The sequence below is a fragment of the Thermosipho ferrireducens genome (assembly GCF_017358165.1).
Taxonomy (GTDB): Bacteria; Thermotogota; Thermotogae; order Thermotogales; family Fervidobacteriaceae; genus Thermosipho_B; species Thermosipho_B ferrireducens.
Genome location: NZ_CP071446.1, coordinates 1,513,451 through 1,540,120, shown reverse-complemented (window position 1 = coordinate 1,540,120; position 26,670 = coordinate 1,513,451). Strand labels below are relative to the sequence as shown.

The window sequence follows — 26,670 nt, the reverse complement described above, 5'->3', positions numbered from 1 at the left end:
CGAAATTTAAAAATGCATTATAAAACCAAAATGGGATATGTTAAAGCTGTCGATGGTATAAATTTTACTCTTGATAGTGGAGAAAGCCTGGGAATTGTTGGAGAATCAGGTTGTGGGAAAACGTCTGTTTCAATGACTATGCTGAGACTGTTACCAGAAAACGGAGAATTTAAAGGAGGAAGCGTTCTTTTTGACGAAGGAAACGGTCCTGTAGATTTAGTTACACTTCCAGAAAATGAAATGCGAAAATACAGATGGAAAGGTCTTGCAATGATTTTCCAGGCTGCGATGAATTCATTAAATCCTGTTTACAAAGTTGGAGATCAAATAGTTGAGGCGATTCTAACACATTATCCCGATATGAACATAGATGATGCGAAAAAGAAAGTAGCAAAACTGTTTGAACTGGTAGGGCTTGATCCAAAAAGGATGGAGCAATATCCTCATCAATACAGTGGTGGTATGAAACAACGAGCTGTTATAGCTCTTGCTTTATCATGTGATCCAAAAGTTATTATAGCCGATGAACCAACTACTGCCCTTGACGTTATTGTCCAGGATAAAATCTTGAAAGAAATGAAAAAAATTCAGAAGAAACTCAATATGGCTATGATTTATATTTCCCACGATATAGCTGTTATTGCAGAGGTAAGTGACAAAATAGCTGTGATGTATGCCGGAAAATTTGTAGAACTGGCAGATTCTGTAACAATATTCAAAAATCCAATGCATCCATATACATACCTTCTAATGAACGCGTTTCCAAGTATTGTTGGTGAAAAGAAAGAATTGTTTACAATTCCCGGTGAGCCACCAAATCTATTAGAGCCACCAAAGGGTTGTAGATTTGCTCCCAGATGCCCATGGGCAACAGACAAATGTAGAGAAGAAGAACCCGAATACAAATTAATTGAAAATGGGCATTATATAGCATGCTGGCATCCACTAACGGAAGAGGTGAGAGAAAATGCAAAAGCACAGCTCAAATGATATTATTTTAAAAGTTAAAAGTTTGAAAAAGTTTTTCGCTGCCGACAGAGGATTGTTTATGAAAGTAAAGCATTTTGTACACGCGGTTGATGATGTAAGTTTTGAAATAATCAGGGGAAAATCCCTGGGATTGGTTGGAGAATCAGGCTGTGGAAAAACAACAACAGGTAAAGTGATTGTTGGTTTAGAAGCTCCAACAGAAGGAGAAATTTTCATAGACGGTAAGGAAATACACGAATATACATCAAAACTGGAATATCACAGAAAGGTTCAAATGATCTTTCAGGATCCATATGAATCTCTAAATCCAAGAATGACTATATTTGACATCATTTCAGAACCTCTTAACATACATAATATAGGCAACTTGCAGGAAAGAGAAGAAAAAGTCAAGAACCTTCTTCAAGAAGTTGGATTGACACCACCATCAAGTTTCATGTGGAGGTATCCTCATGAATTATCTGGTGGTCAAAGACAAAGAGTTGCTATAGCAAGAGCATTGGTTTTGGATCCAACATTCATTGTTGCAGACGAACCTACCTCCATGCTCGATGTTTCTGTTAGAACAGGGGTTATGAACCTGATGATGGAACTCCAGGAAAAGCACGGTATGAGCTATTTATACATAACACACGATTTTGCTGTAGCAAGATACATGTGTGATAAAATAGCTGTTATGTACCTTGGAAAGATCGTCGAATACGCTAATACTGAAGAATTACTTTCAAATCCTATGCATCCTTACACAAAAGCATTATTAACAGCAGTCCCTGTTCCAGACCCTGAGTACCAAAAAGGTGAACCTGACATTGTTGGTAGTGTAAGTAAACCTATAAATCCACCTCCAATATGCAGGTTCTATGAAAGATGCCCGCTTAAAGAAAAAATCTGTAAAACTCAACATCATCCCGAGTTAAAAGACCTTGGAAATGAACATTATGTAGCATGCCATCTTATTGGCAAATAAATATTGTAAATTCAAATTTTTATAACAAAGCTCCCTGATTTTCAGGGAGCTTTGTTATAATGCATTATTTACACTTTTGAAGTACGTTGCAAATTATGATATACTGATTCCGTAATAGAACCGGGATGGATAAAAGCTTTAAAATAATTTTAAATACGCAATTTAGCTTTGAAGATATTATAAAATTCAAAAAGGAGGAAAAGCCTTGGAGAAATACATCACTGAAAATTTAAATGAAAGATATTTCAGAATACGCTGGAAAATACCGCTGGCAGGATTTCTTTTAGCGCTAATGGGTGGACTTTCTTATGCCTGGGGAGTGTTTATCGTACCTCTGGTTGAAAGATTCGGATGGTCTACAACAGAAGCTACTTTACCGTTTACTGTATTCATGGTGATTTTTGCTCTAACAATGGTTCCAGCGGGTAAACTTCAGGACATGTGGGGACCAAAAAAAGTTTCAGCAATTGGTACAATATTATTCTTTCTGGCTTATATTTCCGCATCGTTTGTGGGACATTTCCCTTATAGCTGGTGGTTAATAATAACATATGGAATCATAGGTGGAATATCATGTGGATTAACTTATGCATGTGTTGCGCCCCCTATAAGGAAATTTTTTCCTGATAAACCTGGAATGGCTGTATCGTTTGGAGTTATGGGATTTGGTTTAGCAGCTCTTATGTTTGCCCCACTTAAAGCTGGTTATTTAATTCCAAATCATGGAATAGAAGGCACCTTTGTTATAATTGGAATATCCACTCTTATTGTACTTTCAGTTGCCGTTTTATTGATAGAAAATCCACCTGAAAACTGGAAATTACCGGATTCTGTTCTAAAAAAAGTTAAGAGTTTAAAGCACCCTGATAAACCTCACAACGAAGTACCACCAACAATCCTTATAAAAACTCCTATTTTTTATGTAATGTGGTTAGTTTTAGCACTTGTTGTTACAGGAGGAATGTTGAGTATGAAACTCATACCTCCGTATGGTGAACTTATTCTTGGGTTATCCTCCATGGAAGCGGCATGGGCTATTGCGATTTTTTCCGGAGTTAACGGCCTTGGCAGACCATTAGCAGGATTTCTCAGTGATAAACTTGGAGTTTTAAGAGTGATGATAACAACATATATAATGCAGATGATAATATTGATTTTATTTCCAGTATTTGTTGTAACCTTTCCAATGTTGTGTATAGCAGCAGCAATTACAGGATGGGGCTTTGCTGTTACTCTGGCACTATTTCCAGTTTTAACAGCCGAATATTTTGGAACAAAAAATCTGGGAGTTAATTATGGTCTTGTGTTTACAGCTTTTGGAGTAGGTGCAATATCACCAACAATTGGAGCCTGGATATACGATATGACAGGAAGTTACTTCCACGCATTTATATCAGCAGGAATACTATCAGGAATTGGAGCACTTTTATGCATGCTTCTCTTAAAAAAATTGAAACCTTATAAAGTGGTAGAAAACTAACCTGATAAAAACCCTATTTAAAAAGAATTATAATCAAGCCTTTCCTTTAAATTTTCACTTATTAAAAAATTACTATTCTTTGCGTTTCTTAAAGAAAATGTCGTCCCGCCATATGCGGGGCTCTTATTTTTTTCATTGCTAATTTATTAATGCCACTTTTATATTTTTTAAATTACGTGGATTTCACAATTAAAAATATGGTAAAATTTATGTTGAAAAAGGTTATAAAGAGAGTGTTCTTAAACAGGTTATAACTTAAGAAGAAACAATTAAAAAATTCATATATGTAAAATATGAGATTAAATGGCTTGTAAGAAAAGAAATATGGTATTATCCTTTGGAGGCAATAGGAGAAGCTTTGCTAAATACTTTAATCCACTGATTGTGCATATTTTTTATATTGAAAATTTCAAGAAAGTGGTGATATTTATGAAACTTGAAGAAATAAAGAAAATACTTTCTGAACACAAAGAAGAATTGAAGGATAAATACGGGATAAAATCGATTGCAGTCTTCGGTTCCTTTGCTCGTGGAGAGGAAAAAGAATTAAGCGATGTGGATATTCTTGTTGAATTTGAAAAAAACATAGGATGGGAATTTGTGGACCTGTGTGAAGAATTTGAAAGACTTCTTGGTGTTAAAGTCGATGTGGTAACAAAAAATGCTGTATCAAGTAAACCGCTTTTGTGGGAATCAATTAAGGAGGACATTGTATATGTCTAAAAGAAATGCGAAGTTATTTATTGAAGATATGCTTGACGCCATTAATAAAATAGATAGATACTGCAAAGGAATTAAAAATTTCGAAGAGTTTGAAAAACAGGAGATGATAGTTGACGCAGTTTTGAGAAACCTCGAAATTATAGGAGAAGCAGCGGGAAAAATTCCTGAAAATATTCGCAAGAGATATTCTGAGATACCATGGAAAAGAGTCGTGGGATTAAGAAATGTAGGTATTCACGGATACTTTGCAGTCGATTTGCGAATAATATGGACAATAATCAGCAAACAAATCCCAGAATTAAAGAAGATGTTGGAAAAGATAAACGATGAAATATAAGTTTGTTGTTTCGCGGCTATAAACTTTTTCACATGGTGTATTTCATTTAAAAAATTCTATATCATTGGGGTTGAAAAGACAAAACATTGAAGGCTTTGAAGGTATTACACTTGAATAGTTAAAAAGACCTCATTTTTCTGTTCCAAGAAATCCTTTAATCGTGCACATCTTTTATCTTGCTGGTTTTATAGAAGAAATGGGTTCAGGGACAGGTAGAATAATAGAGAACATGAAAAAAGTAGAACTTCCAGAACCAGAATTTAAAGAAGAGATGGATGATTTTTCCGTTTATTTTAGAAAAGACATTTACACAGAAGAATATTTGAGGGAGCTTAGGTTAAATGATAGACAGATAAAGGCAGTGATGTATATTAAGGAGAAAGGTAAAATAACGAATAAGGAGTATCAGAAATTTTTTGAGGTTTCCAAGGCAACACCCATAATTTATTTAAACCTTTGAAAAAAGAAACATTCATTACACTCTTTTGAACCAAAAAAGAGTCAAATATGAACCAAATGAGCCAAAAAAAGAATCAAGACGGAAGGTGAGGCAACTGAAAAGAAAAAAAGAAAAAATACAAATTTTGTTTTAAAAGGTGATATAGAAGTTCCTGTGAAAAATCCGATCAACTGTTGTTTTAGAATAATAAAATAGTAAGATCCTAAAAACTATGGAATGCAGCGAAATATTACTTTTGCCCATATAATCATAAAAAAGATACTTGCATCTTGCGAACGGAGGAGTGGCTTTACATGAAAATAGAAGAGTTTAAAAAGATTTGGAATGACGACAACTATTTGGATATAGCAATAAATGAGTATCTTAAATTTAAAGATAATCCACAATATAATGAACAATATAAAAAAGAAATTCTATCTGAGTTGAATAATTACTTACAGAATAAAAGAATAACTATTGACAATGTAGTAGAAATAATTGAAAAATTGAAGAATGCTAACCCCTCAAAAGGTTCGTTTGTTTATTGGGCCCAACTTGATAGTTTGTATAAAATCTCACTAAGTTATCCTGAAATTGTTATGAAAGCTTTAAATGTTTTGTATGATGAAACAGTGAATTTAGTTGAAAGAATAAAAATTTTTGAAAGTATTTTTAAAGTTAATAAATTAAGTTTTTCTCCTGGAACGCCGTTGATAGGTTATTTACTTGCAAGTTATAATTACAAAAAGTATCCGATATTTAAAGATAAAATATTCAAAAATTTTCTTGAGCTCTTTAATATTAATGAGAAATACAGTGATAAAGCCGAGAAATATTACTATTTTTATCAATTATGTTATATATTAAAGGAATATTTTGAAGAGAGAAAGTATTTGGAAAATCCTGATGTTTTAGATATTCAAGACTTTATATATTGTCTTTCCGCAGATGATTATTATAATTTCACTTTTGATGTTGACTTAAAATATCTTCAGATGATAGCAAAAACAATAGATAAGTTCGAAAATAATGATGAAGAATTTATAAACTACGTAAATAATCTTGATAAAAGTTATTTAAAAAAATTCCATGATAAGTATTCTGGAAGTGAAAAAGTAAATCTCATTAGGTTTAAAATTGCAGAAAAGTTATTAAATGGTGAAAAGTTAGATTTAAATATTTTGGAAAAAATTAAAGGTGAAATATCAAAAAAATATAAAAAAAATATTTTATTACCATGGGACAATTTTAAAATACTGTTCCCATTTTTCTACGAAAAATACAAAAAAAGGGATGACCGTATACTTGAAAGACTTCTAAATATTTTAAAGGATTATATAGAAAATAACTTAAAAATAACTTTTGGACTAAAAACTCATATAGTCAATTTTTATGGTTCTCAACCTTTTGGAACTGACCACTGCTGGGGTGCAATATATCCTTCAAATATGAAGAATCATCAACAAGCTGTTCAATTAGGTATTGCTATTTATCCTACTTTTATTGCTTTTGGATTATGGAGAGGTTCTAAATTGCAAAAAAAGGACAAATCACTAAAATCTGAAGAAGATAAAGAACACGTTATTGATTTTTCTATTTTTAATAAAGTTATAAGGAAATACGAAAAAGTTATAGATAAATTTTTTGAATATAACAAGCTTAAAGAAATGGGGCCCAATGAAAATGGGGGGAAAGAAAAAAAGGAACATTTTATTGATTGGAATAAATATTTAACAGTTTCACAATTGTATTTTGAAAACCAAGATAACTTATTATCCCAAATATCTACAGCATTAAAATCTGGAAAACATATCATCCTTATTGGCCCTCCAGGAACCGGAAAATCAAAGCTCGCAAAAGAAATATGCAATAGTTACGACGTTGATTATAAGATGGTAACTGCAATGTCTGATTGGTCAACATATGATACGATTGGTGGTTATAAACCAAAAGAAGACGGTACATTAGAATTTGTAGAAGGAATATTTCTTAAAATGTTAAAAAGCAAAAACAATGATAAACTTTACTGGTTAATTATTGATGAAATAAACAGAGCTGATATTGATAAAACCTTTGGACCTTTTTTATCTGTGTTAACTGGAGATGAAGTTGAATTAAGTCTAAAATCTCGTTCAGGTAAAAATATAATAATTAAACCTGAATCAGATGAAGAACAGAAAATAGATGGAGATAATATATATATCCTTCCAAAAAATTTTAGAATTATAGGAACAATGAATACATACGATAAAACATCGTTATACGAGTTAAGTTATGCATTTATGAGACGTTTTGCATTTATCTATGTTGGAGTTCCAAAAGTTATTAGTGAAGAATTAGTTGAAAAATTATTAAATAAATGGAGTATAGAAGATAAGAGTATAAACGAGATAAGTTTAAAAGAAGCTTTATTAGAAATTTGGAGAACAGCAAATAAATACAGAAAAATTGGTCCAGCAATAATAAAAGATATTGCAAATTATGTAAGTATAGAGGGAGACTACGTTTCAGCCTTAATACTATACTTACTTCCTCAATTTGAAGGCATTTCCGAAGATAATATTAAAAAATTTATCGAAGAGCTTTACAATTCAACCATTGAACAGTTTAAAGAAAAAGAAAAAAGGCAAATACTTGAAAATTTTATATACGACTTTTTTGGTGTGATTATCGATGAAAACGCCTAAAGAGGTAATTATTAAAGAAATAAGTGATGATTTAATAACATATGTAAAAAATGGACATTTTTCACCAAATACTTTTTTGAGAAAACTCAATTTAAACATTGAGAATTTTGAGAGATTAATAAAACTTCATTTTATCCTTTTAGATGAAGTTAGAGAATATGTAAAGAGTTTGCCGTTTTTAATTAGAACATTAAAAGTTTCTTCCTCAATGAATGAACAAAATTCAAGAGAAAGCATAAAAGGAAAAATTAATTGGCAAAAAACTATTAAAGAAAGGTTGAATGTAGGTTATAATGACAAAACGCTATTTTCTGTCAGTGAAAGAAATAAAGAATACAACACAAAAGAAAATATTGTTTTAAAAAAATTTATAGAAATTTTATATACAATAATACATTATGAATTGAATATGGTTGAATTTGAAAAATATGAGTGGTATAAAGATGGAAAAGAGATTAATAGGATTGTAAAGGATGTTTATGAAAAAAATATATACTTGAATAAAGTAGATACAGGAAATATAAAAATCACAAATAGAATGCTTGAAAATGTGAAAAGAAATAGAAATTATATTTATAACAAAACCGCTAAATTATTTAAGTTATATAGAGATTATTTAAGTTTTAAAGTAAATAAATTGCGCTTAAAAGAACTTTTCGAAAAAACATTTATTGAAATTGCTGATGAAAATACTCTATTTGAATTATATTGGGTAATAAAAGTAATAAAAAATTATCAGAAGGATTATAAGATGTATATAATGGATGTCAAAGAAAATAAAGTAGCAACCTGGGAAGATAATGAATATTTGTACATAATATATCATAATAGCACAGGTTCAAATGAATTGGTATTTAAAGTATATAGAAATGAAATTGAGGATTCAAAAGTAAAAGATGAGTTTTTTAAAAGACAAGTTATGATTTTTGACCAATTTAGAACAATAGGTTCTAAATTATTTGATGATAGAGAAATATCTGAAAATGTTTGGCAGGGTAGGCCAGATATTTTAATAGAAATTAGAGATACAAGAACATATGAGTTGAAAAAAGTTATTATAGGTGAAGTGAAATATACAACCGATAAAAGTTATATTTTACAAGGATTAAAGGAACTTCTTGAGTATATTTATTTTTTGAAAGACAAAAATGGCGAGTTTATCTATAGAACTACTAATCAAAAATTAGAAGTGAAAGGGATTTTGTTTACAGATAGAATAGAACATGATTATATAAATAATGAATTAGTACAAGTGATTAGTTATGGTTCTAATGTGAAATTTTAATTTAATAAGTAGGTGAATTATGAGTTTTAAAGATTTGAATTTAAAAAGAAGTTATTCTTCCGACTCAGATGATATTTTAAATGAATTTTATTTGCCGATTTTAGAAAACTCGATAAGCTATTGTCGCTTGTCAGGTTTTTTTACATCTGAATCTTTATCGTTAGCCGCAAGGGGAATAGTTGGCTTAATTAAGAATAATGGGAAAATGAAATTAATTGTATCTCCAAAATTATCATATGGTGATTTAATAACAATAAATAGTGCTCTTGGCAGTGTAAAATAAATGCTGTAAAAAGAAAAAAAGCCCTGTATCCTGTAAAATAGAAATAACAATACATTACTTAAGGAGGGATACAGGGCTATAAAAGAACACATCAATTTACCTGAATATATTATACACCAATTTCTACGGGATAATGAAATGGGAATGAGGCAAATTCTAACCTGATTTTTAAACACTATTATGGAATATGAGGCTAAAATACAAGCTGGTACTTCTTACTATGAACGAAGTACATCAAGAAAAGCACACAGGAATGGGTAAAGAAAAAGAACACTATTGATGGATATAAACGAAGAATGGTGAACTGGAAGAAGGTATCTTGATATGACTGATTAATGTTTGTAATGAAGTGCAAGTTTTTTTTACAGCAATTACTTGACAGAACCGTAAAGTGTATGTATTTAATGGGTTGAGAAGATAATAATGATTGGGGCAATTTCTTTAATATATTTATTTTGCTAGATATGCAAATAGAAGGTATCTTTATAAAAATCACTAAATAGAAATTAAAGTTTTTTTGTTTGTGGATGATATAGATGTTGACGTAACAGCACTAAAAAGTAAGGACGTCAAAATATCTAAGACATATAGTAAAGTAGTAAAAATATAATATTAGTTACGCAAAATATTAATTGAAAACAGTAGCAATTAAATAAGCAAGTATAAAATAAAGGAAAGGATTGGAGGAATTTAGCTATGAGGAGTAAGACTTTAATAGAAGAACTTCCAAAAATAGTAGCAGAAGGAAGAAGAGAAGCTGAAAGAATATTGGATCAAATAGCGAGTGGTAAGAGGCTTGCACTTCAGACAAATGAACTTGTTTTGCCTGCCAAAGATGTTTCGGGGCTTTTTAAGGATAAAGTGCCTGAGTATAAAGGTGAAGAATGGTTAAATAGGCTTATTTATGGAGATAACTTGCTTGTCATGCAAGCTTTGCTAGCCGGTGATGAAGAAAGTGGATTGCCCTCTATGAGAGGGAAGATAGATTTAATTTACATTGATCCTCCATTTGATAGCAAAGCTAATTATAAAGTGAAAATAAATCTTCCGGGTTTCGAAGTAAAGAAAAATCCTGCTGTAATTGAGCAATTTGCTTATGCTGATACATGGAAAGATGGGACTGTAAGTTATTTAAAAATGCTTTATCCAAGACTGGTCTTAATGAGAGAACTCTTAAGTGAAAAAGGTAGTATTTATGTTCATGTGGACTGGCACGTAGGTCACTATGTGAAGATAATAATGGATGAAATTTTTGGAAAAGATAATTTTAGAAATGAGATAATTACACGAAGAGGTCAAACGAAAAATTTAGCTTATCAATTTAAAGAATTTAAAAGAATGAATGTTTTCTATGATACAATACTGTGGTACTCTAAAACTATCGATTCCTATTTTAATCCACCTCTTAAAGAAGCAGCAGACTATCAACGTGTTGGAAGATGGCAAAGTATGTGGAATAATGCGGATAGACCGACGATGAGATATAAATTACTGGGAGTTAAAATTACTACTGGACAGTGGAAATGGTCAAAGGAAAGAGCTTACAGAGCAGTAGAAAATTATAAGAAATTTTTAGAAATAAGTAATAAAACTGGTGAAACATTAGAAGAGTATTGGATAAGAACTGGAAAAAAACTTGAATTTATTAGAAGAGAAGGGAATGCAAAACCTCAATATTGGGTTCCACCTCAAGAAAAGGTAATTTGTGACAACAATTGGTTAGATATAAAAGGATATGATTACTCCTATGGATTCAAAACACAGAAAAGCGAAGAGCTTTTAAAGCGTATTATTCTTATGGGTTCCGATAGAGGTTCTGTTGTAGCAGATTTTTTTGCTGGTTCAGGAACTACCGCAGCAGTTGCTGAAAAACTCGGTAGGAAATGGATAGTTAATGATATAGGAAAACCTGCATGTATGATAATGCGTAAGAGGATGATAGATATTGATGCTAAACCCTTCCTCTATCAATCAATTGGTGATTATCAAAAGGAAGTATTTGCTTCTTCAAAAATTTATAAACGAGTTGGAGATTTAGCTCATGTAGTATTACAGCTTTACGGAGCAATACCGTTTCCATTGGAAAATAATCCAAGCAATAATTTAGGATATGTCAAAGAGGGTAAGATCCTTGTGTATGTGGACTCACCGAACAAAATTACCGGTAAGAGCACTTTGAAAAGAGCACAGGTGCTTAGAGAAACTTTTATGGGTGGAGGTTGGAATAAAGTTATTGTTCTTGGCTGGAATTTTAGTTTTGATATTACAAGTGCTATTCAAGAACTCAATGACCCAAAACTAGAAGTTTTGGTTATACCTCCGGACCTAATCAATAGGTTAAAGAAACAGGGATATGATAAATTAGCCGGTAAAGTAAGATTTTCTTCGCTACAATACTTATCTATTAAACCTATCAGAATAGAATCGGTTAGTGAGGAAGAAGAAAAATTAATAGTTGAACTTGAAAATTATGTGCTGCTTTCTCCTGATAATGTTCCATTGGATGAAAAAGATAGAGAAAAACTTAAAGAGATAATGAACAAAGATCCTCTTGCTTTAATTGAATATTGGAGCATAGATCCTGATTATGATGGAGAAGTTTTTAGAAGTAAGTGGCAGGATTACAGAGAAAATACAGCCAACGATAGCGATCCATACAGGGTTATTACGAGGGCGGAGCTAATCGTTCCTAAAAAGAATAATAGAAAAGTCTGTGTAAAAGCTGTTGATGTGTTTGGCTTTGAGAGTGTGGTTATAGAGGAGGTAAGATAATGCCTACGCCTATAAATACAGGAACAAGAGATGTCCCGTTAAAGTTCGCGAGGGTTTTGACTGAAAAAGTTAATTATGAATGGGAAAATGGGGATTTTTTGGCTAAAGTATCTCCTGTAACCCAGAATTTATTGACATATTGGTTTACAGAGCCATTTACAGACAATAGGAATTTTAACTTTCATGAAGGGCAAAAACAAGCAATTCTTAATACAATTTATTTGCACGAAGTTTTAGAAGTTTCCTCCGTGATAGAAATGTATGAAAGGATTTCTCCAGAACTTATACATGAAATGGATATAACACTTTTAATGAAAGAAAAATACAATATTCCCAAGTATGCCATAAAGATGGCTACAGGAACTGGAAAAACTTGGGTGATGCACGCTCTTCTTATCTGGCAATATCTGAATGCAAAATTTGAAATTAAAAAAACTGAGAGATATTCAAAAAACTTTCTTTTAGTTGCTCCCGGTTTGATTGTTTATAACAGATTACTCGATGCTTATTTGGGAAAGGAAAATGAATCCGGAGAGAGAGTTTTTGAAACTTCAGATATTTACCGCTTCAGAGAGCTGTTTATTCCTCCATCTTACAGGGATATTATTCTTGGTTTTGTTCAAAGTAGTGTCGTCAAAAAGGAAGAGATAGGTTCAAAAGTTACTGGGGATGGATTGATTGCTATTACTAATTGGCATTTATTAATGGAAAAAGAAGAAAATGAAGAGAAGGGATATACCCCTCTAGAGGACGTTAGAAACATAGCAAATGAATTATTACCAATTTCACCTGGTACAACGGCAGGACATTCGTTGGAAGCACTTGATAATAATTACTTTAGAGGAAAAGAGATAGATTTTCTTGCAAGACTTTCTAATTTGGTAGTGATAAATGATGAAGCTCATCATATCCATGAGAACAAGTCTTACGGTGAAATTATGGAAGTGGAATGGCAAAAAAGTTTGAACAGGATAGCTGAAAACAAAGGAAAAAACTTTATCCAGATAGATTTTTCAGCAACACCTTATGATGTAACTGGAAGTGGACGAAACAGAACAAAACATTATTTTCCTCATATAGTTGTAGATTTTGACTTAAAAACTGCTATATGGAAAGGGCTTGTTAAAACTATCGTGATAGATAAGAGAAAAGAAATAGCGACTTTACCATTGGACTTCAAAGCTATAAGGGATGGGAAAGAAGTTATCGAACTTTCAGAAGGACAAAGGCTAATGATAAGAGCAGGATTACAGAAATTGAAAATCCTTGAAGAACAATTTACAAAAATTCGTCCAGATAAACATCCTAAAATGCTTATTATTTGTGAGGATACAAAAGTAGCCCCTCTTGTAGTAAATTTTTTGAAAAAAGAGGGTCTAAGTGAAAATGATATTTTGCAAATAGATTCTAATAAAAAAGGAGAAGTTCCACAAAAAGAGTGGGATAAAATAAAGCAAAAGCTTTTTAACATTGATAAATATGAGAAACCAAAAATTATAGTTTCTGTTCTTATGCTGAGGGAAGGCTTTGATGTAAATAATATATGTGTAATTGTGCCACTTCGCTCTTCAGAAGCTCCAATTCTTTTGGAACAAATAGTAGGAAGAGGACTTAGATTAATGTGGAGAGAAAAGGATTTTGAAGAAGCAAAATTAGAAAATAGAAGAAGACTTTTAGTAGAGAAAAAGGAGCCTATAAATTATTTAGATATACTTTCAATAATAGAACATCCAAAATTTATGGAATTTTATAATGAACTAATGAGAGAAGGAATTGTAGCTGAAGTAAAAAATTCACCTAAGAATAGGGGTCATGTCCTTGGAGATATTATCAAAGTTGGTTTAAAAAATAATTATCAAAAGTACGAACTTTTCTGGCCAATAATAATTCAAGAACAAGAAGAAGTACTTAGATTTGAGAAACTTTCAATTAATGATTTACAACCATTTAAGCTTTTTCCATTAGAAAAATTGAAACAATATGTTCCAGAAGATGGAGAAGTGTTTTATTCTGAAGAATTAACTGTAAAAACAAGATTTGGTGATTATAAAGTAAGTAAGAATATTTTTAATGCAAATGGATATAATGAGCTTCTTGCCAGAATAGTGGATACTGTTACTAATGCTATTTGTAGGATAGGAAAGAGAAAAATCAAAGAATTTCCTTTAATGCAAATAAATCAAGTTGAACTTGCCAAGATTATTGATAAATATATAAGATATAAGCTATTTAGTCAAGAATTTGATCCTTTAAAAGATAATAATTGGCGAATTCTCTTGTTGCATAATAATGGTGTTTTAGAACATATTTTAAGAGAAATCAGTAAGGTAATTTTCAGTATGCAGAAAAATGTTGATGTTATAGAGGCAATTGTAGAAAAAAGAAATTTTTCAGAAGTAAAAGAATTAACAATGAGAGAGAATTTTTCTCTTAAACTTACAAAAACAATTTATGAACGACTTTCATACCCTTCAAATAAAGGAGGTTTTGAAAAAGAATTCATGCTTTTTATTGATCGCGATTCTTCAGTAGAGACGTTTATTAAGATTTACGAACATAAGCATACATTTGCCCATATTCTTTATATAAGGAACAATGGAATACTCTCTTTATATTTCCCAGACTTTTTAGTTAAAACTAAAAAGAATATGTATGTTGTTGAAACTAAAGCAGACAAGGATATAACAGTTCCGAATGTAAAGCAAAAACAGTTAGCTGCCCTTGAATGGGTAAAAAAGATAAATAAATTAAGGCCGGAGCTTCGAATGGAATGTAAATGGAAATATGTATTGCTTGGTGAAAATACGTTTTATGGTTTAAAGGATAATGGAGCTTCTGCAGAAGAAATTCTTGAGTATGCAGCTAACTATACTGATAAACAATTGACAAATAAAAATTTATTTGAATTCTAAAATTTTCTTTACAAGTTATGCATTTATTTTTAAAAACACTTCCAAATGAAAATTTATGAAATATAGCAATAACCAATATTGGATCAAAAAATTGTAATAAATGATTAATTTTGATAAAAAAGAAGTTATTAAAATCACAGGACATAAATTGTTGCTAATAGTTTTTAATAAGGTTTAAAGATGAAATAAAATCTGCAGGTAAAGCTGATACAGGAATAAGGGAAAAATTTCTTCCTTTTCTAGTAAGGAATTATAAAAGAATTAATAATTTTATAAAGTATTATTTGATAAATGCAAATCTAAAATTAGAAATCTTTTTGACGTTAAGACAAGTTATTATGGGAGTGTGTGTTATTACGATTTTTCAGGGTGGGAGAAAGAAACATGGGTTTAAAGAAAAGCATATTTGATAGTTATTCTGAAAAAAAGCTTTTTGAACATATAGATTCGATATGGAAAGATAAATTAATCATATATCCTCAATTGCCATTTACGAAAATTTTTGATATAAAAAAATTAAATGTTGATCAAAAAGAAAGGAATTTTTTATTAAAAACAAATATTGATTATACAATATGTGATAAAAACTACAAACCACTTATGTGTATTGAGTTTGATGGTATAGGTCGAGGGTATAGTAAAGAAGGCAAATATATTCAGTTAAAAAAAGATTTAAAGAGAAAAAAGAGAAAATGGAAATTAGAATTGAAATTGAAAATAGCAAGGGAACATTGTTTCCCGCTTTACATAATTTCCTACGAAGAAGTAGAATATATATCTGAGGAAATCCATTTAGCAGTTATTGATGGAATTATTGGACAAACAATTGCAAATATGCAAATTCCAATAAAAATAGGCGAATATTTAAAAGATAATCAAGATATTTTAAGTTCTATGGGTGAATATGAACGTAATGAATTTATTCAAGATTTAGTGATTTCTGCAGAGGTAGAACAAGAATTAACTTGGGATCCAATTGCCAAAAAGGCAGCAGAAATTGGAAATATTTTATTTACAAATGGAATTACAAACAATTATGGATACCGATTCCTATCAAAACCTGAGTTACCAAATAAAAGAATAAATTCGTATAACAGAATAGAGTGGATTGGCTGTGAGGCTTGGTGTGAAACACCAAAAGGAAAAATAACATCAAAAGTCTGGATAAGAAATTTTGAAGGAATATTGGTTTCGCCGTTAAGTATTGTTAAAAACATTGCAGAACTTTCAGTTTATTATAAAACAGCGATTAAGAATGGAGTAAAAATTTTAAAATGATACCAAATTTTAATTTTCATTGATTAGTTTTTTGCATCAGTTTTTTTGTTTAGGAAAATATGGGTTATTTAATAGATAGAAAATTATGCAGAATTTTATTATCGCTGAGTAAAAATTTAGAAAATGAAAAATAAACAAAATAAAACTAATTAAGAGAATAATGTATGATAAAGGTAAATTTGAAACGTCAAAAAACAAGAAATTGATAATAAAATATGAATGTGAATCAAGTGACTTTTGATAAAAATTATTATGTGCTGACATTTACAGAAAAAATCTTTTAATTGATAGTAAACAATTTAAATAAAATAATTATTTATATAGAACATAAAATTCCCGGCAAATGCCGGGAATTAAACAAGTTAATATGTCTGAAAAACAAAAAGTTAAGAACCAAAACCTATTGTTACTGCTCCAATTAATAAAATAAGTCCAATCATAAGAATTATATTTGTCAAATTTCCAGAATTTGAATCTTCTAATCTAATTACCGTAGAAATGTCACGTTTTTGGCCTTCAATTTCATATGTTATTAATAAAGTTCTGTTTGAAGGAAAAGCAGTAATTGCTTCTAAATACCAACCTAAATTAGTACTATAGTGTAAGTGGGAATCAGGTACCACTTCATAAGTAATGTGTGAGTTTGGTGGAATAATTAAAGGTCTGTTATCTTTGCCTACATTCATGACTCTAGTCTGTGAATTAATAAGATAAGTTAAACTATTCCTATTATCAGTAAATACACTTTCCTGTAGTAAAATTTTTATAGTTTTATCTGTCTTATTTGTAATATCAAGTTGAATTGTGTTGAGAATATTACCAACCCACATACTATTTTTAAAACTTATAACAATTTTCAGATCATCATTCTCTAAAACAGTTCCAGAGACAACTTTTGGAACAGCATAAATATTCAAAACTAACAACATTAACAATACTAATAGAAAAAATTTTTTCACAGCAACCACCTCTTCTACATGATTGTATTGAAAACATATTCAAGTAAGATAAAAACATTATAAACGTTGTAATGAAAAATGATATGTAGATTTGTAGGATTTTGTTGGTGATTTAAAGAATGGTCTATTAAAAGTAATTATTTGTTCTCACCTCTTTTATGTTATTTATGCCAGTAGTTTTATTTATCAATATTAACTAGAAAAAATTATAACACATTTTTTGTGAAGCAACGATTTTGTAACTAAAAATTCATTAATTATCATTAATTGAATTTAAATTGTCGAGTTTTTTAAAAAACTTGCTTTTGAATGTGTAAATTACTGCAATTTCTTCATTTAAGATAATTCTTTCATGATGAAAAGCTTTGAAAAAAAAACAATCAATTATGTTTGAATAAACGCAAGCAAGTGACATTGGTGTTGCAAATGGAGTTGATAACAAGGACTTGAAAAATGGAATCTAACAAGAAAAAGAGAAAAATGTAAAAAATATTTGATTCCATACTATTCCTCAGCCTCAAAGATATTCAGAGGTACTTGAAAAAATCAGGTTCTGTCAAGAAAGTGCTGTAAAATTCCCTGTATCCCATAATGATCATTCATCCATATCAAGCTCCCTTCTTTTCATTATCCATTCTTCATTCATGTTTCTTAATATTTCTATTGAAAGTCTTATTTTTGAATCATTTCGAAAAATTTATGGTATAATGGTTCTGCCGCAGAACTATTTTATATTAATTTGGTTCTGTATTAGAACCATCAGGAGGATAATGAAATGATTCTGGATGAAATAATTGTAAGACTTGAGAAGTTTCAAGAAAGGCTATTATTTTTATTGCCTAAAAATTACAGGCCGTTTTTTGATACTATACCAGATGCAAAAAATATAATGATTGTAGGGCCGCGTGGTACTGGTAAAACTACTTTTTTGCTAAAAAATATAAAAGAAAGAAATGCTCTTTATATTTCTGTTGATAATCCAATTGTTTCAACTGTTCCGCTGTTTGATTTAGTTGAAGCGGTGTTTTTAAAGGGATATGATAGTGTTTTCATTGATGAAATACATTTTGCTAATAATTGGAGTATGCATTTAAAAGGTATTTACGATGTTTTTCCTGAAAAAATTGTTTGGGTAAGCGATAGCAGTAGCATAGTGCTGCAGAAAGGAGTGGCTGATCTTTCAAGGCGCTTTCCAATTATACACATGCCTTTGCTGTCTTTAAGAGAATATATATATTTAACTACAGGTAAATTATTCCCTGTGATAAATCCTTTTGAATATGAATTTGAAGATGTAAAAACGATTATTTCCGAAATAAATATTCTAAAATATTATTACGATTACTTGGACCATGGATTTAGGCCCGTATTTTTGGAAGGTACAAATATGTATGAAAACAAACTACTTAAAATTATTGAAAAATCCATACAGGCAGATGTTCTATTTCTAATTCCACAATTACGTGAAAATCATTTGAGAATTTTAAATGCAATTGTTGGATATCTGGCAATTTCGAAAATTCCAAGGCTTGTAATAAATTCATTATGCAGGGAATTTGGTATAGGAAAAGAAAAATTATATCAACTAATAAACGCACTTGAAACTGTTAATGTAATTAGAATTATTAGAAAAGAAAGAGATTTTAAATTAAATTCAGCAGGTTCAAAAATATTTTTGTATGATCCAGGTACATACAAAATATTTAATGGTGAGATTGGTAATGTAAGAGAAGCATATGTAGCTACTTTGTTTTCAGAAGCTGGAAAAGATGTTTATGCTTCAAAAAGTGAAGAGTATGGAGATTTTCTTATTGATAACGTTCTTATTGAAGTTGGAGGCAAAAATAAAAAAAGAAAAAATGCAGATTTTGTTTTAAGAGATGATATAGAAGTTCCCGTTAAAAACTCTATACCTTTATGGTTGATTGGATTTCAATATTAATCTATTTTTCAACTTTCTCAAAAGTGGGGGAAATCACATGTGCGATACTTTTGTAGCATTGTCAAATGTAACAAAGGATAATTCAATAATATTTGCAAAAAACAGTGATAGAGAACCTGCTGAACCTCATATTGGTATTTTTGTTGAAAGAAAAAAACATAATGAAAAGAAAGTAAAATGTACATACATTGAAGTTGATCAGGTTCCTGAGACATATGCATGTATGCTTTTTAAACCATCCTGGATATGGGGCGCAGAAATGGGAATTAATGAGTATGGGGTGGTGATTGGAAATGAAGCAGTATTTACAAAATTAATTTCAAAAGAAGAATCTTTAATTGGTATGGATTATGTTAGACTTGCACTTGAAAGATCAAAAAATACAGAAGAAGCAGTTGAAGTTATAATTAAGTTACTTAAGCAATATGGCCAGGGTGGAAAATGCGGGTATAAAAAGAATTTAACATATGATAATTCATATATGATAGTTGATTTTAATAAAGCATTTGTTCTTGAAACAGCAGGAAGGGAATGGGCAGTAAAAGAAATAAAAGATTTTGATTCAATTTCCAACTCATTGAGTATTAAAAAAGACCATTTTAAATCATCTGTAGGAAAAGATATAGATTTCAAAGCAACTTTTGAAAGAAGACTGATTGCAAAAGTTGCTTCAGGTGATTTTAGAAGAGCTTTAACACGTGAAGAATTAAGAAAGAGAAGAGGTAATATAGACTTAAATAATGTTTTTAAAATAACCAGAATACATACAAACTCAAAAAATATATTCAATGGTTCAATGAAAAATATTTGTATGCATGCCTGGAGTTTGATATCAAGTGAAACAACTGGAAGTATTGTGGTTAAATTAAAAGATGGAGAAATACAAATTTTTGCTACATTAAGTCCTCGCCCTTGTTTATCAGTTTATAAACCACTTTTATTTAATGGCAAATTTTTATTTTCTGAAAATGAAACAAGAAAAGCTATTAAATACTGGCAAAAGAGAAGAAAATTAGTTTTAGAACTTTCAAAAAATAAGACTCTTGCTAATGAGTTTATACTTCAAAGAGATAAACTTGAAAAAAGAGCTTTAAATATGGAATGGAATGAAGGAAACATTGAAGAAATTTGGAAAGAGGAAGAAAAGTTAATTAGTAAGTTTTTATGAAAAAAGTTCTTTTTTCGGGATTATTTTTTGAATTTAATGTTTTTTAAGCACCGAAAACTGAGCTTTTCGGGTTTTTTTTATTTTAAATATACACAAAAATTTTAAAATAATTAAAGGTGATAGAAAATGGAGAAAGATATTAGATATACAACTCAGCTAAAAAAGAATATTAACAGAGAATTTGTTTATACTTTTTTGAGTAACTTTAATTTAATTTCTACCGTGTGGATGCTCTATTTAGCATATAAAGGAATGAGTTTAACCCAGATAGGAATATTAGAGGGGATATTCCATATTACTTCATTTTTAATGGAGGTTCCAACAGGTGCTATAGCTGACATTTTTGGAAGAAAAACAAGTAGAACATTAGGCAGAATAATGTGGGTTGTATCTAATATAACAATGTTATATGGAAACAATTTTTATAATTTTGCTATAGCTATGTCCTTAATGGCTTTATCGTATAATTTAGAATCTGGTGCTGGACAGGCCTTAATATATGATTCTTTAAAAGAAATAAAACGGAAAAATGAATATATGAAGATTGCCGGAAAAATTGAATTAATAACTCAAATAGGTATGATTAGTGGATATGTATTAGGTGGATATATTGCGAAAATAAAATATGAGCTGGTTTTTATTTATGTAATTATTTTAGGATTAATTGCAATTATTCAATCATTAACATTTAAAGAACCTAAAATAAAAGAAGAACATCAAATAAAATCATTGAAAGCTGTTTTTAAAAATGCATATGAAAGTTTAAAATATTTAAAAAACAGAAAGGATGTCTTATATTTAATCTTTTTTATAGAAGGTATGTTTGTAGTTGGAACTACTTTGTTTTTTTATTTACAAAATTATTTTTTATCAATTGGGTTTAATCAGTTTGAAATAGGGATAATAATGGCAATATCAGGTCTATTTAGTGCTACTATGTCATATTTTTCACACAGAATTGAAAAAAGAATAGGGTTAAAAGTAATATTAATGGTATTGCCTTTGATTTATTCTTTATTGTCCTTTGGTTTAGTATCAAAGGCACCATACATTTTCAATATATTAATGAGTGGAATTGTTGGAATACTGTTTATCGTTTATAATGACTTTGTTAACAAAAACATACCTAGTGAAAAAAGAGCAACTATTCTTTCAATGTGTTCAATGGTTTATAGCTTTTATATGATTATAATCTTTCCACTTTTCGGTAAGTTTGCTGATTTATTTTCATTTAAAAGTTCATTTAAAACGTTATCAATAGTAATCTTAATTTTTAGTATAATAAACGTAGCTGTAAATTTGAAAAGTAAGAAGTTTAAATATATCAGTAAAAAATAAATATTAGGGAGGAAAATATGCAAATAGGAAATTATATTTGTAAAGATGTAAATGGTATAACAATCTGTCAATCGAGATTATTGTTTCAGTTTAAAAATTTAAACCATTTTATTACTACAAGAAAGATTAAAGTGGGAAATACTGATATTAAAGACCTAGATTTGTCATTTAATAATGAAAATTTTCAAGAACATTATAACCTGTTATCTGATAAATTGGAACTTGATTTGAATAGAATGGTTTTTACTAATCAAGTTCATGGTAAAAAAGTTGAATATATTGATGAATCATATTTAACTGGAGTATATTGGAATAACGTAATAAAAGGGACAGATGGATTAATGACCAGCACAAGAGGTATTTTCCTGGTTACGAAATATGCTGATTGTATGCCTATAATCGCATATGATCCTATTAAAAATGTTGTAGGTGTTGTACATTCAGGATGGCGTGGAACTTTAATTGAAACACCAAAAAACTTAATTATGAGAATGGTTGATATATTTAATTGTGCACCCCAGGATATTTTTGTAAGTATAGGGCCATCAATTGGGCCAGAAAGTTTTGAGGTTGGAACGGATGTTGCAGAAAAATTTATAAAAAAATATGGAAATCAAATAGTGAAACTAAAAGATGGGAAAGTATATATTGATTTGTGGAAGATAGCGGAAATTCAATTAAAAGAGGTTGGAATTATAAATATTGAAAATTCAATGATTGATACATATGTAAATACTGAGTATTTTTATTCATATAGAAAAGAAAAAACACACAAAAGATTTGCTGTTTTTGTGGGATTGTTAGATTGAAAGTGAGGTTGTAGGCATAGGGTAAAATTTAAAAGATATGAGAACAACATTTTAGTTAAATATTAAAATATATTTTGGATGTCTTTTACAATGCAAGCCCCAGAATTCCTTGCAATTAATTTTATTAATTTTCTAATTTTGCTCTTTTGTTGCCTTTCCTTTCTTTACATTTTAAGTTCCTTGTTTGGTTTGTTTTACTGTTGCTATGTCTACATTTCTAAAACAAAAAAGCCATATGCCAATTCCTATTGACATATGGCCATCATTTTTATAGTCTAGCAAATACTGTTAACTTTGGTAATAGTAAATCACGAAATCATTTTAAATTAACGTATGTAATTGTATTTGCTGCTGTAATCATTGTCATTAAAATGGCATTTAAAAAAGCAGCAGTGTACACATTTCCAGTTTTCTTAAATAAGTATTTCATATAAACAGTTGCAACTAATAAAGTTGGAATAAGTGCAAATAACAATATACTTGTTAGTGATTGATCAGGGCAAAATGCTCTTCCAGTTGCAAAGAGTAGTCCATAGTGAAGCGATAAATAGACTACTAGTCCCCCAAACATTTGAACAAAAGCAATCACGTATCCTTTCCATCCTTTAAATTGATTAGATAGAGCATTTACGACTACAGTCATAACAAAATAGAATATAAAATAAAGGGGTATATATCTAAGTGCAGCACTTAGATGCCATGTTTCAAACGTTTTTACTGCCCAGGTCCATATCCTAAAATCGGTTTTAAATACGGCGTCTACAATGTAAAGAACTAAATATGACAAAAAGACTGCGAAAATTACAGTAATTAACGAAGCAACAATTGTTTTTGGGTTTACCAAAAAACCATATTGTTTAGAATTTGCACCTGCAGGTTTCTTTATAGTAAAGTAATTAATTAATTCTATTATCAATACTACTTCGGCAACAACAATTGCCCAGTAAAGAATTTGATTGGTTGTTGGTTGATTAAAATAACTATTTAGTTTAAACATCTTATTTGAGTAAATAATAGTTAATAACAAACTTAAATTTGCTAAGATTATTAAGATTGTTCCCAAGATTGTAGATTTTGCTTTTTCTTTTCTTTTAAATGCAACGATTAGTCCTATCACAGTTGCAGCAATCATTAATGTTATCGAAGCATATTTTAAAATAGCCATACCTAATCCTGTTTTATCCATCAATGTTGGAAAGAATAATGCGGGGAATGATATAGCGAATATGGTTAAACTCCATAAAACGATACCCGATTTTTTGGAGATGGAGCCTTTAAATATTTCAACAGGTGTAGTTTTTGACAAAGAAAAAAATGGTAATTTTATAAGTAATAAAATTAATGCAATTGGCAACATAAAGAATCCAATTAATGCAATGAATTCTGAATATTCTTTTAAAAACCAAATTTGGTTTGTTTTTGATAAATCAAGATTTAGTAAATCAGCATACTTTGCAAATGCACGGGAATAAAACTCAATTTGGTGACCTGTTGTGGTATAAGAGAAATGATTCCATGGATGAATTTCATATGGTTCAAAAATTACTCTTATTGATCCGTTTTTTAAAGTATAGAAGGTATCTTGTTTTGGAGCTGGAGGATTACCCAAAAAGGCTTGTCCTTCAGTTGTTTTAATATAATCTTTAAAAACAACTGTTTCACCAGTTTTTCTGGCTTCTGGATCAAAGAAAAAATCATCATAATGTGCAGCTACAATTCCAATTGGTCTAGGACCGTATGCTTGGAATGCCACATCAGCGGTAACTCCAATATAACTTGAAATACTATAATCTGAAGCCATCGGTAATCCAGCATATATTTTTCTAATACCTGTTTGTGCAAAGTCTTGTTCATCTCTTACAATTGCCATAGTCGTTGAAAAACCACCCATTGAATGTCCTGCCACTGCTATGATTCCATTTCCTTTTTCATCCTTCAAAACATAATTTTGTTTGTACATGTATTGTACAGCGTCATACAAACTTACAGGCCAAAAAGTAAAGAATGCACTGGAAGCTTTATATTCTTTCCCATACAAAGAATGGCCATGTTCATACATATCAAGTGCAAGAACTATAAACCCTCTTCTTGACATTTCAATTGCTCCCGCATCTTGCATTTCGGCAGAATTTAAATAACCGTGAGTTGTAATTATGGTGGGTTTAGGATTGTTGGAATTTGCATCTTTGGGCATGTAAAGTAACCCAGAGAGTGTACCGTTTTCCGTCTTAAATTTAATGCGGGTAACTTTGACTTTATAAAACGAAGTGTTAAACATATGAGCCAAAAAACTTCCCAGAATTATCAGGACTAATGATATCACAAGTAACTTTTTGACATTGTCTTTCCTACTTGTACTCATTAAACTCCCCCCCTTTTTAAAAAAAGTAGATTTATTCTTAACAACATAAATTAAAAAATAATCATCTATTAATCACTGATACACAACTCTTTTATAATTGCCAAACCGTACGAGAAAGATTATATCACAAAAATTAAGTTTAAATAATTTTTTTATATTTTTTTCGCGCACTTTATTTCCAATAACAACCATGTGATTTAAAAAAATCTTTTAGATCAAGTAAATATGAAAGAATTTTTGAAGAAGTAGAAAAATTCAATATAATTAATAATGTTGTCGAAAGACATGGAAATGACAATAGATACTTCAACTTTTCTAAAAGTAATTAGAAATATTTCTTGTAAAGCATGCTATAATGATTAAAAAAGGCCATTATAAAACATCTAAAAAATTATCTTTTTTGCTTAAAGAATTTATTTTTTCAAAGAATTAAAAGAAATATAAGGTTTACTTTTTAATATCTGGAAATTTATTAAAAATGTAGGTGATAAAATGATAAATTCAGAAATTAATTATTTCTTAATTTCTGTTTCAAATAGTAATAATCTTGAATTGTGTAGAAAATATGCTATAGCTGGATTTACAAATAGTATCAACGGATTTTGGACATACTCTGACATAAATATAGGAGATTATATTTCTTTTCTTTACGGCGCAAAAATAAAAGACTTATATCGTGTTACTAAAAAAATGGCTTTTAAAAATGCAGATCAACTTCCTCCTTGGCCTTTAATAAAATTCAAAAGTTCAGGTAGAATATACTATTTCCCGTTTAGATTATATTTAGAAAAAGTAAGAAGTTTAGATGAATCATTAGTAAGAGCTGAGTTTTCGTATGTAGCTGAAAATTTATTATTAAGAGGAGGATATAGGAAGACTCATTTTCAAGCTGATCTAACAACATTACACAACGTTTCAAGTTTTGGAAAAATAAACAAAGGAAATCCAGAAACTTTGGAAATTAATTCCGAAACGTTTACTCCCAAGATAGTTTTCAGCAAAGAAAATGAAGAAATACCATTTAAATTTAGTTTTCACGAACTTATTCTTCAATCTCTAATACGTAAAAAAATAAAAAATTTCTTACTAAAAGATATTTTAGAAGCTTTTAAAGAAAGTTTTTCTATAGATGATTTTGAAATTTTAGGCGAAAAAGCCCTACCTGAAGGATTTGTTGACATTTTTATAAAACTAAAGTACCCAATAGCTATAAACAGGTATATATTAGTAGAAGTTAAGACAGGAAAAGTTACTACAAACGATATTAAACAATTGCAAAATTATTTGAACCAGTTTGGGAAAGAAGCTCTCGGAGGGGTTTTAATTGCTAAGGATCTTCCAAAATTAATACACTTAAAGGATAATAATATTGTTTACGTGAGATACTATTTTGAAGATTTAGACATTAATGACGTTTATTCATTCGAAGAGCTTTTAAAAATGTTAAAATTTACGATTGTATAAGAACAAAATTGTTAGTAGTCAACAATTTACTATAAGATCATTTTTGAACATCTCTCATGCAGTTTTACCTTTTGGTAATCTTTTATATAATTCACCTATTAATTGAGATTTTCCACCAGCCCATTTTAGAAACGGTTTAGCATTAGTGTCATTATACTTAACATGTACGTCTGGAAATAACACGTAATCCATTTTCAGCCACTTCCTTTTTATTTTTCCAAAATAATTATAACACAAGAACAGAAAATAGTTTTGGTTGTAAAATGTTGTCTTTGTTCTTCTTTTTCAGGGTATTGTATAAACTTTTGCAATACTTTTTGTTTTTATTGTACGCTTCCTTATTTATTAAAATTGTTTTATTATTTTTAGACGTTTGCTTAAAATCACGTCTTTTTGGTATAATATCAGCACAATGAGAAAAGACTACAGGAGAATTTTTTCACGTTCAGAAATTGTTCTTGAATTTAATGCTTTT

General features: G+C 29.8%; 19 protein-coding genes and 2 pseudogenes. 18 read left to right on the top strand and 3 right to left on the bottom strand.

The annotated features are described in order from the left end of the window. Window positions 1-12 precede the first annotated feature (12 nt). From JYK00_RS07605 to JYK00_RS07550, 13 genes and pseudogenes are all read left to right on the top strand, one after another. Window positions 13-990: an ABC transporter ATP-binding protein gene (locus tag JYK00_RS07605; protein WP_407701731.1), complete on the top strand. Its 978-nt coding sequence runs from the start codon at window positions 13-15 to the stop codon at window positions 988-990. Further along, window positions 968-1,957 carry an ABC transporter ATP-binding protein gene (locus JYK00_RS07600; protein WP_207566312.1) on the top strand — a complete coding sequence of 330 codons (990 nt, stop codon included), beginning with the start codon at window positions 968-970 and terminating at the stop codon, window positions 1,955-1,957. The genes JYK00_RS07605 and JYK00_RS07600 overlap by 23 nt, the downstream gene beginning before the upstream one ends. A 205-nt stretch (window positions 1,958-2,162) precedes the next feature. Further along, window positions 2,163-3,437 (top strand): L-lactate MFS transporter, encoded by a 1,275-nt coding sequence (locus JYK00_RS07595; RefSeq protein WP_207566311.1) that lies wholly within the window; start codon window positions 2,163-2,165, stop codon window positions 3,435-3,437. A 429-nt stretch (window positions 3,438-3,866) separates the two neighbouring features. After that, the gene (locus tag JYK00_RS07590) at window positions 3,867-4,160 is read left to right on the top strand and encodes a nucleotidyltransferase family protein (protein WP_207566310.1); all 294 of its coding nucleotides are present in this window, start codon (window positions 3,867-3,869) and stop codon (window positions 4,158-4,160) included. Continuing rightward, window positions 4,153-4,497, top strand: a complete 345-nt coding sequence (locus tag JYK00_RS07585) for a HepT-like ribonuclease domain-containing protein (RefSeq protein ID WP_207566309.1) — start codon at window positions 4,153-4,155, stop codon at window positions 4,495-4,497. Before JYK00_RS07590 ends, JYK00_RS07585 begins: the two co-directional genes overlap by 8 nt. 136 nt (window positions 4,498-4,633) lie before the next feature. Further along, a pseudogene (locus JYK00_RS07580) lies at window positions 4,634-4,957 on the top strand (ATP-binding protein); the annotation flags it as partial. 293 nt (window positions 4,958-5,250) lie between these two features. Continuing rightward, a complete protein-coding gene (locus JYK00_RS07575; RefSeq protein ID WP_207566307.1) occupies window positions 5,251-7,623 on the top strand; it encodes an AAA family ATPase in 2,373 nt (790 codons plus the stop codon). After that, a complete protein-coding gene (locus JYK00_RS07570) occupies window positions 7,610-8,908 on the top strand; it encodes a hypothetical protein (protein ID WP_207566306.1) in 1,299 nt (432 codons plus the stop codon). Before JYK00_RS07575 ends, JYK00_RS07570 begins: the two co-directional genes overlap by 14 nt. Window positions 8,909-8,927: 19 nt before the next feature. Next, window positions 8,928-9,191, top strand: a complete 264-nt coding sequence (locus JYK00_RS07565; protein WP_228288146.1) for a phospholipase D-like domain-containing protein — start codon at window positions 8,928-8,930, stop codon at window positions 9,189-9,191. A 138-nt stretch (window positions 9,192-9,329) separates the two neighbouring features. Continuing rightward, window positions 9,330-9,449: pseudogene (locus JYK00_RS09795) on the top strand (IS256 family transposase); the annotation flags it as partial. 438 nt (window positions 9,450-9,887) lie between these two features. Beyond that, a complete protein-coding gene (locus JYK00_RS07560; protein ID WP_207566305.1) occupies window positions 9,888-11,963 on the top strand; it encodes a site-specific DNA-methyltransferase in 2,076 nt (691 codons plus the stop codon). Continuing rightward, entirely contained in the window at window positions 11,963-14,875 is a 2,913-nt protein-coding gene (locus JYK00_RS07555; RefSeq protein ID WP_207566304.1) for a DEAD/DEAH box helicase family protein, read from the top strand. Before JYK00_RS07560 ends, JYK00_RS07555 begins: the two co-directional genes overlap by 1 nt. A 384-nt stretch (window positions 14,876-15,259) precedes the next feature. Beyond that, entirely contained in the window at window positions 15,260-16,153 is an 894-nt protein-coding gene (locus tag JYK00_RS07550; protein WP_207566303.1) for a DUF2726 domain-containing protein, read from the top strand. 386 nt (window positions 16,154-16,539) lie between these two features. Here JYK00_RS07550 and JYK00_RS07545 read toward each other — a convergent pair whose 3' ends face one another. After that, window positions 16,540-17,112, bottom strand: coding sequence for a hypothetical protein (locus JYK00_RS07545; protein WP_207566302.1), 573 nt, complete (start codon window positions 17,110-17,112; stop codon window positions 16,540-16,542). 775 nt (window positions 17,113-17,887) lie between these two features. On the opposite strand from JYK00_RS07545, the gene JYK00_RS07540 reads away from it, so the two are divergent. The 4 genes from JYK00_RS07540 (at window position 17,888) to pgeF (ending at window position 22,369) form a co-directional block, all read left to right on the top strand. After that, window positions 17,888-19,054, top strand: coding sequence for an ATP-binding protein (locus tag JYK00_RS07540; RefSeq protein ID WP_207566301.1), 1,167 nt, complete (start codon window positions 17,888-17,890; stop codon window positions 19,052-19,054). A 37-nt stretch (window positions 19,055-19,091) separates the two neighbouring features. Continuing rightward, window positions 19,092-20,222, top strand: coding sequence for a carcinine hydrolase/isopenicillin-N N-acyltransferase family protein (locus JYK00_RS07535; RefSeq protein ID WP_207566300.1), 1,131 nt, complete (start codon window positions 19,092-19,094; stop codon window positions 20,220-20,222). A 126-nt stretch (window positions 20,223-20,348) separates the two neighbouring features. Further along, on the top strand, window positions 20,349-21,560 hold the full coding sequence (locus JYK00_RS07530; protein ID WP_207566299.1) for an MFS transporter: 1,212 nt from the start codon (window positions 20,349-20,351) through the stop codon (window positions 21,558-21,560). Between the two features lie 17 nt (window positions 21,561-21,577). Beyond that, on the top strand, window positions 21,578-22,369 hold the full coding sequence (pgeF, locus tag JYK00_RS07525) for a peptidoglycan editing factor PgeF (protein ID WP_207566298.1): 792 nt from the start codon (window positions 21,578-21,580) through the stop codon (window positions 22,367-22,369). 316 nt (window positions 22,370-22,685) lie between these two features. On the opposite strand, the gene JYK00_RS07520 is transcribed toward pgeF, so the two are convergent. Then, on the bottom strand, window positions 22,686-24,731 hold the full coding sequence (locus tag JYK00_RS07520; RefSeq protein ID WP_207566297.1) for an alpha/beta hydrolase family protein: 2,046 nt from the start codon (window positions 24,729-24,731) through the stop codon (window positions 22,686-22,688). A gap of 492 nt (window positions 24,732-25,223) precedes the next feature. Between JYK00_RS07520 and JYK00_RS07515 the strand changes: the two genes are divergently transcribed. After that, window positions 25,224-26,195: a PDDEXK family nuclease gene (locus tag JYK00_RS07515; protein WP_207566296.1), complete on the top strand. Its 972-nt coding sequence runs from the start codon at window positions 25,224-25,226 to the stop codon at window positions 26,193-26,195. Window positions 26,196-26,249: 54 nt separating this feature from the next. On the opposite strand, the gene JYK00_RS07510 is transcribed toward JYK00_RS07515, so the two are convergent. After that, window positions 26,250-26,387, bottom strand: coding sequence for a hypothetical protein (locus tag JYK00_RS07510; RefSeq protein ID WP_207566295.1), 138 nt, complete (start codon window positions 26,385-26,387; stop codon window positions 26,250-26,252). Between the last annotated feature and the right edge of the window lie 283 nt (window positions 26,388-26,670).

Coding starts and splice junctions, on each gene's coding strand:
- JYK00_RS07510 (WP_207566295.1), bottom strand. CDS start 26,387: ATGGATTACGTGTTATTTCCAGACGTACATGTTAAGTATAATGACACT.
- JYK00_RS07575 (WP_207566307.1), top strand. CDS start 5,251: ATGAAAATAGAAGAGTTTAAAAAGATTTGGAATGACGACAACTATTTG.
- JYK00_RS07590 (WP_207566310.1), top strand. CDS start 3,867: ATGAAACTTGAAGAAATAAAGAAAATACTTTCTGAACACAAAGAAGAA.
- JYK00_RS07555 (WP_207566304.1), top strand. CDS start 11,963: ATGCCTACGCCTATAAATACAGGAACAAGAGATGTCCCGTTAAAGTTC.
- JYK00_RS07535 (WP_207566300.1), top strand. CDS start 19,092: ATGTGCGATACTTTTGTAGCATTGTCAAATGTAACAAAGGATAATTCA.
- JYK00_RS07585 (WP_207566309.1), top strand. CDS start 4,153: ATGTCTAAAAGAAATGCGAAGTTATTTATTGAAGATATGCTTGACGCC.
- JYK00_RS07600 (WP_207566312.1), top strand. CDS start 968: ATGCAAAAGCACAGCTCAAATGATATTATTTTAAAAGTTAAAAGTTTG.
- JYK00_RS07520 (WP_207566297.1), bottom strand. CDS start 24,731: ATGAGTACAAGTAGGAAAGACAATGTCAAAAAGTTACTTGTGATATCA.
- JYK00_RS07565 (WP_228288146.1), top strand. CDS start 8,928: ATGAGTTTTAAAGATTTGAATTTAAAAAGAAGTTATTCTTCCGACTCA.
- JYK00_RS07515 (WP_207566296.1), top strand. CDS start 25,224: ATGATAAATTCAGAAATTAATTATTTCTTAATTTCTGTTTCAAATAGT.
- pgeF (WP_207566298.1), top strand. CDS start 21,578: ATGCAAATAGGAAATTATATTTGTAAAGATGTAAATGGTATAACAATC.
- JYK00_RS07560 (WP_207566305.1), top strand. CDS start 9,888: ATGAGGAGTAAGACTTTAATAGAAGAACTTCCAAAAATAGTAGCAGAA.
- JYK00_RS07570 (WP_207566306.1), top strand. CDS start 7,610: ATGAAAACGCCTAAAGAGGTAATTATTAAAGAAATAAGTGATGATTTA.
- JYK00_RS07540 (WP_207566301.1), top strand. CDS start 17,888: ATGATTCTGGATGAAATAATTGTAAGACTTGAGAAGTTTCAAGAAAGG.
- JYK00_RS07530 (WP_207566299.1), top strand. CDS start 20,349: ATGGAGAAAGATATTAGATATACAACTCAGCTAAAAAAGAATATTAAC.
- JYK00_RS07605 (WP_407701731.1), top strand. CDS start 13: ATGCATTATAAAACCAAAATGGGATATGTTAAAGCTGTCGATGGTATA.
- JYK00_RS07550 (WP_207566303.1), top strand. CDS start 15,260: ATGGGTTTAAAGAAAAGCATATTTGATAGTTATTCTGAAAAAAAGCTT.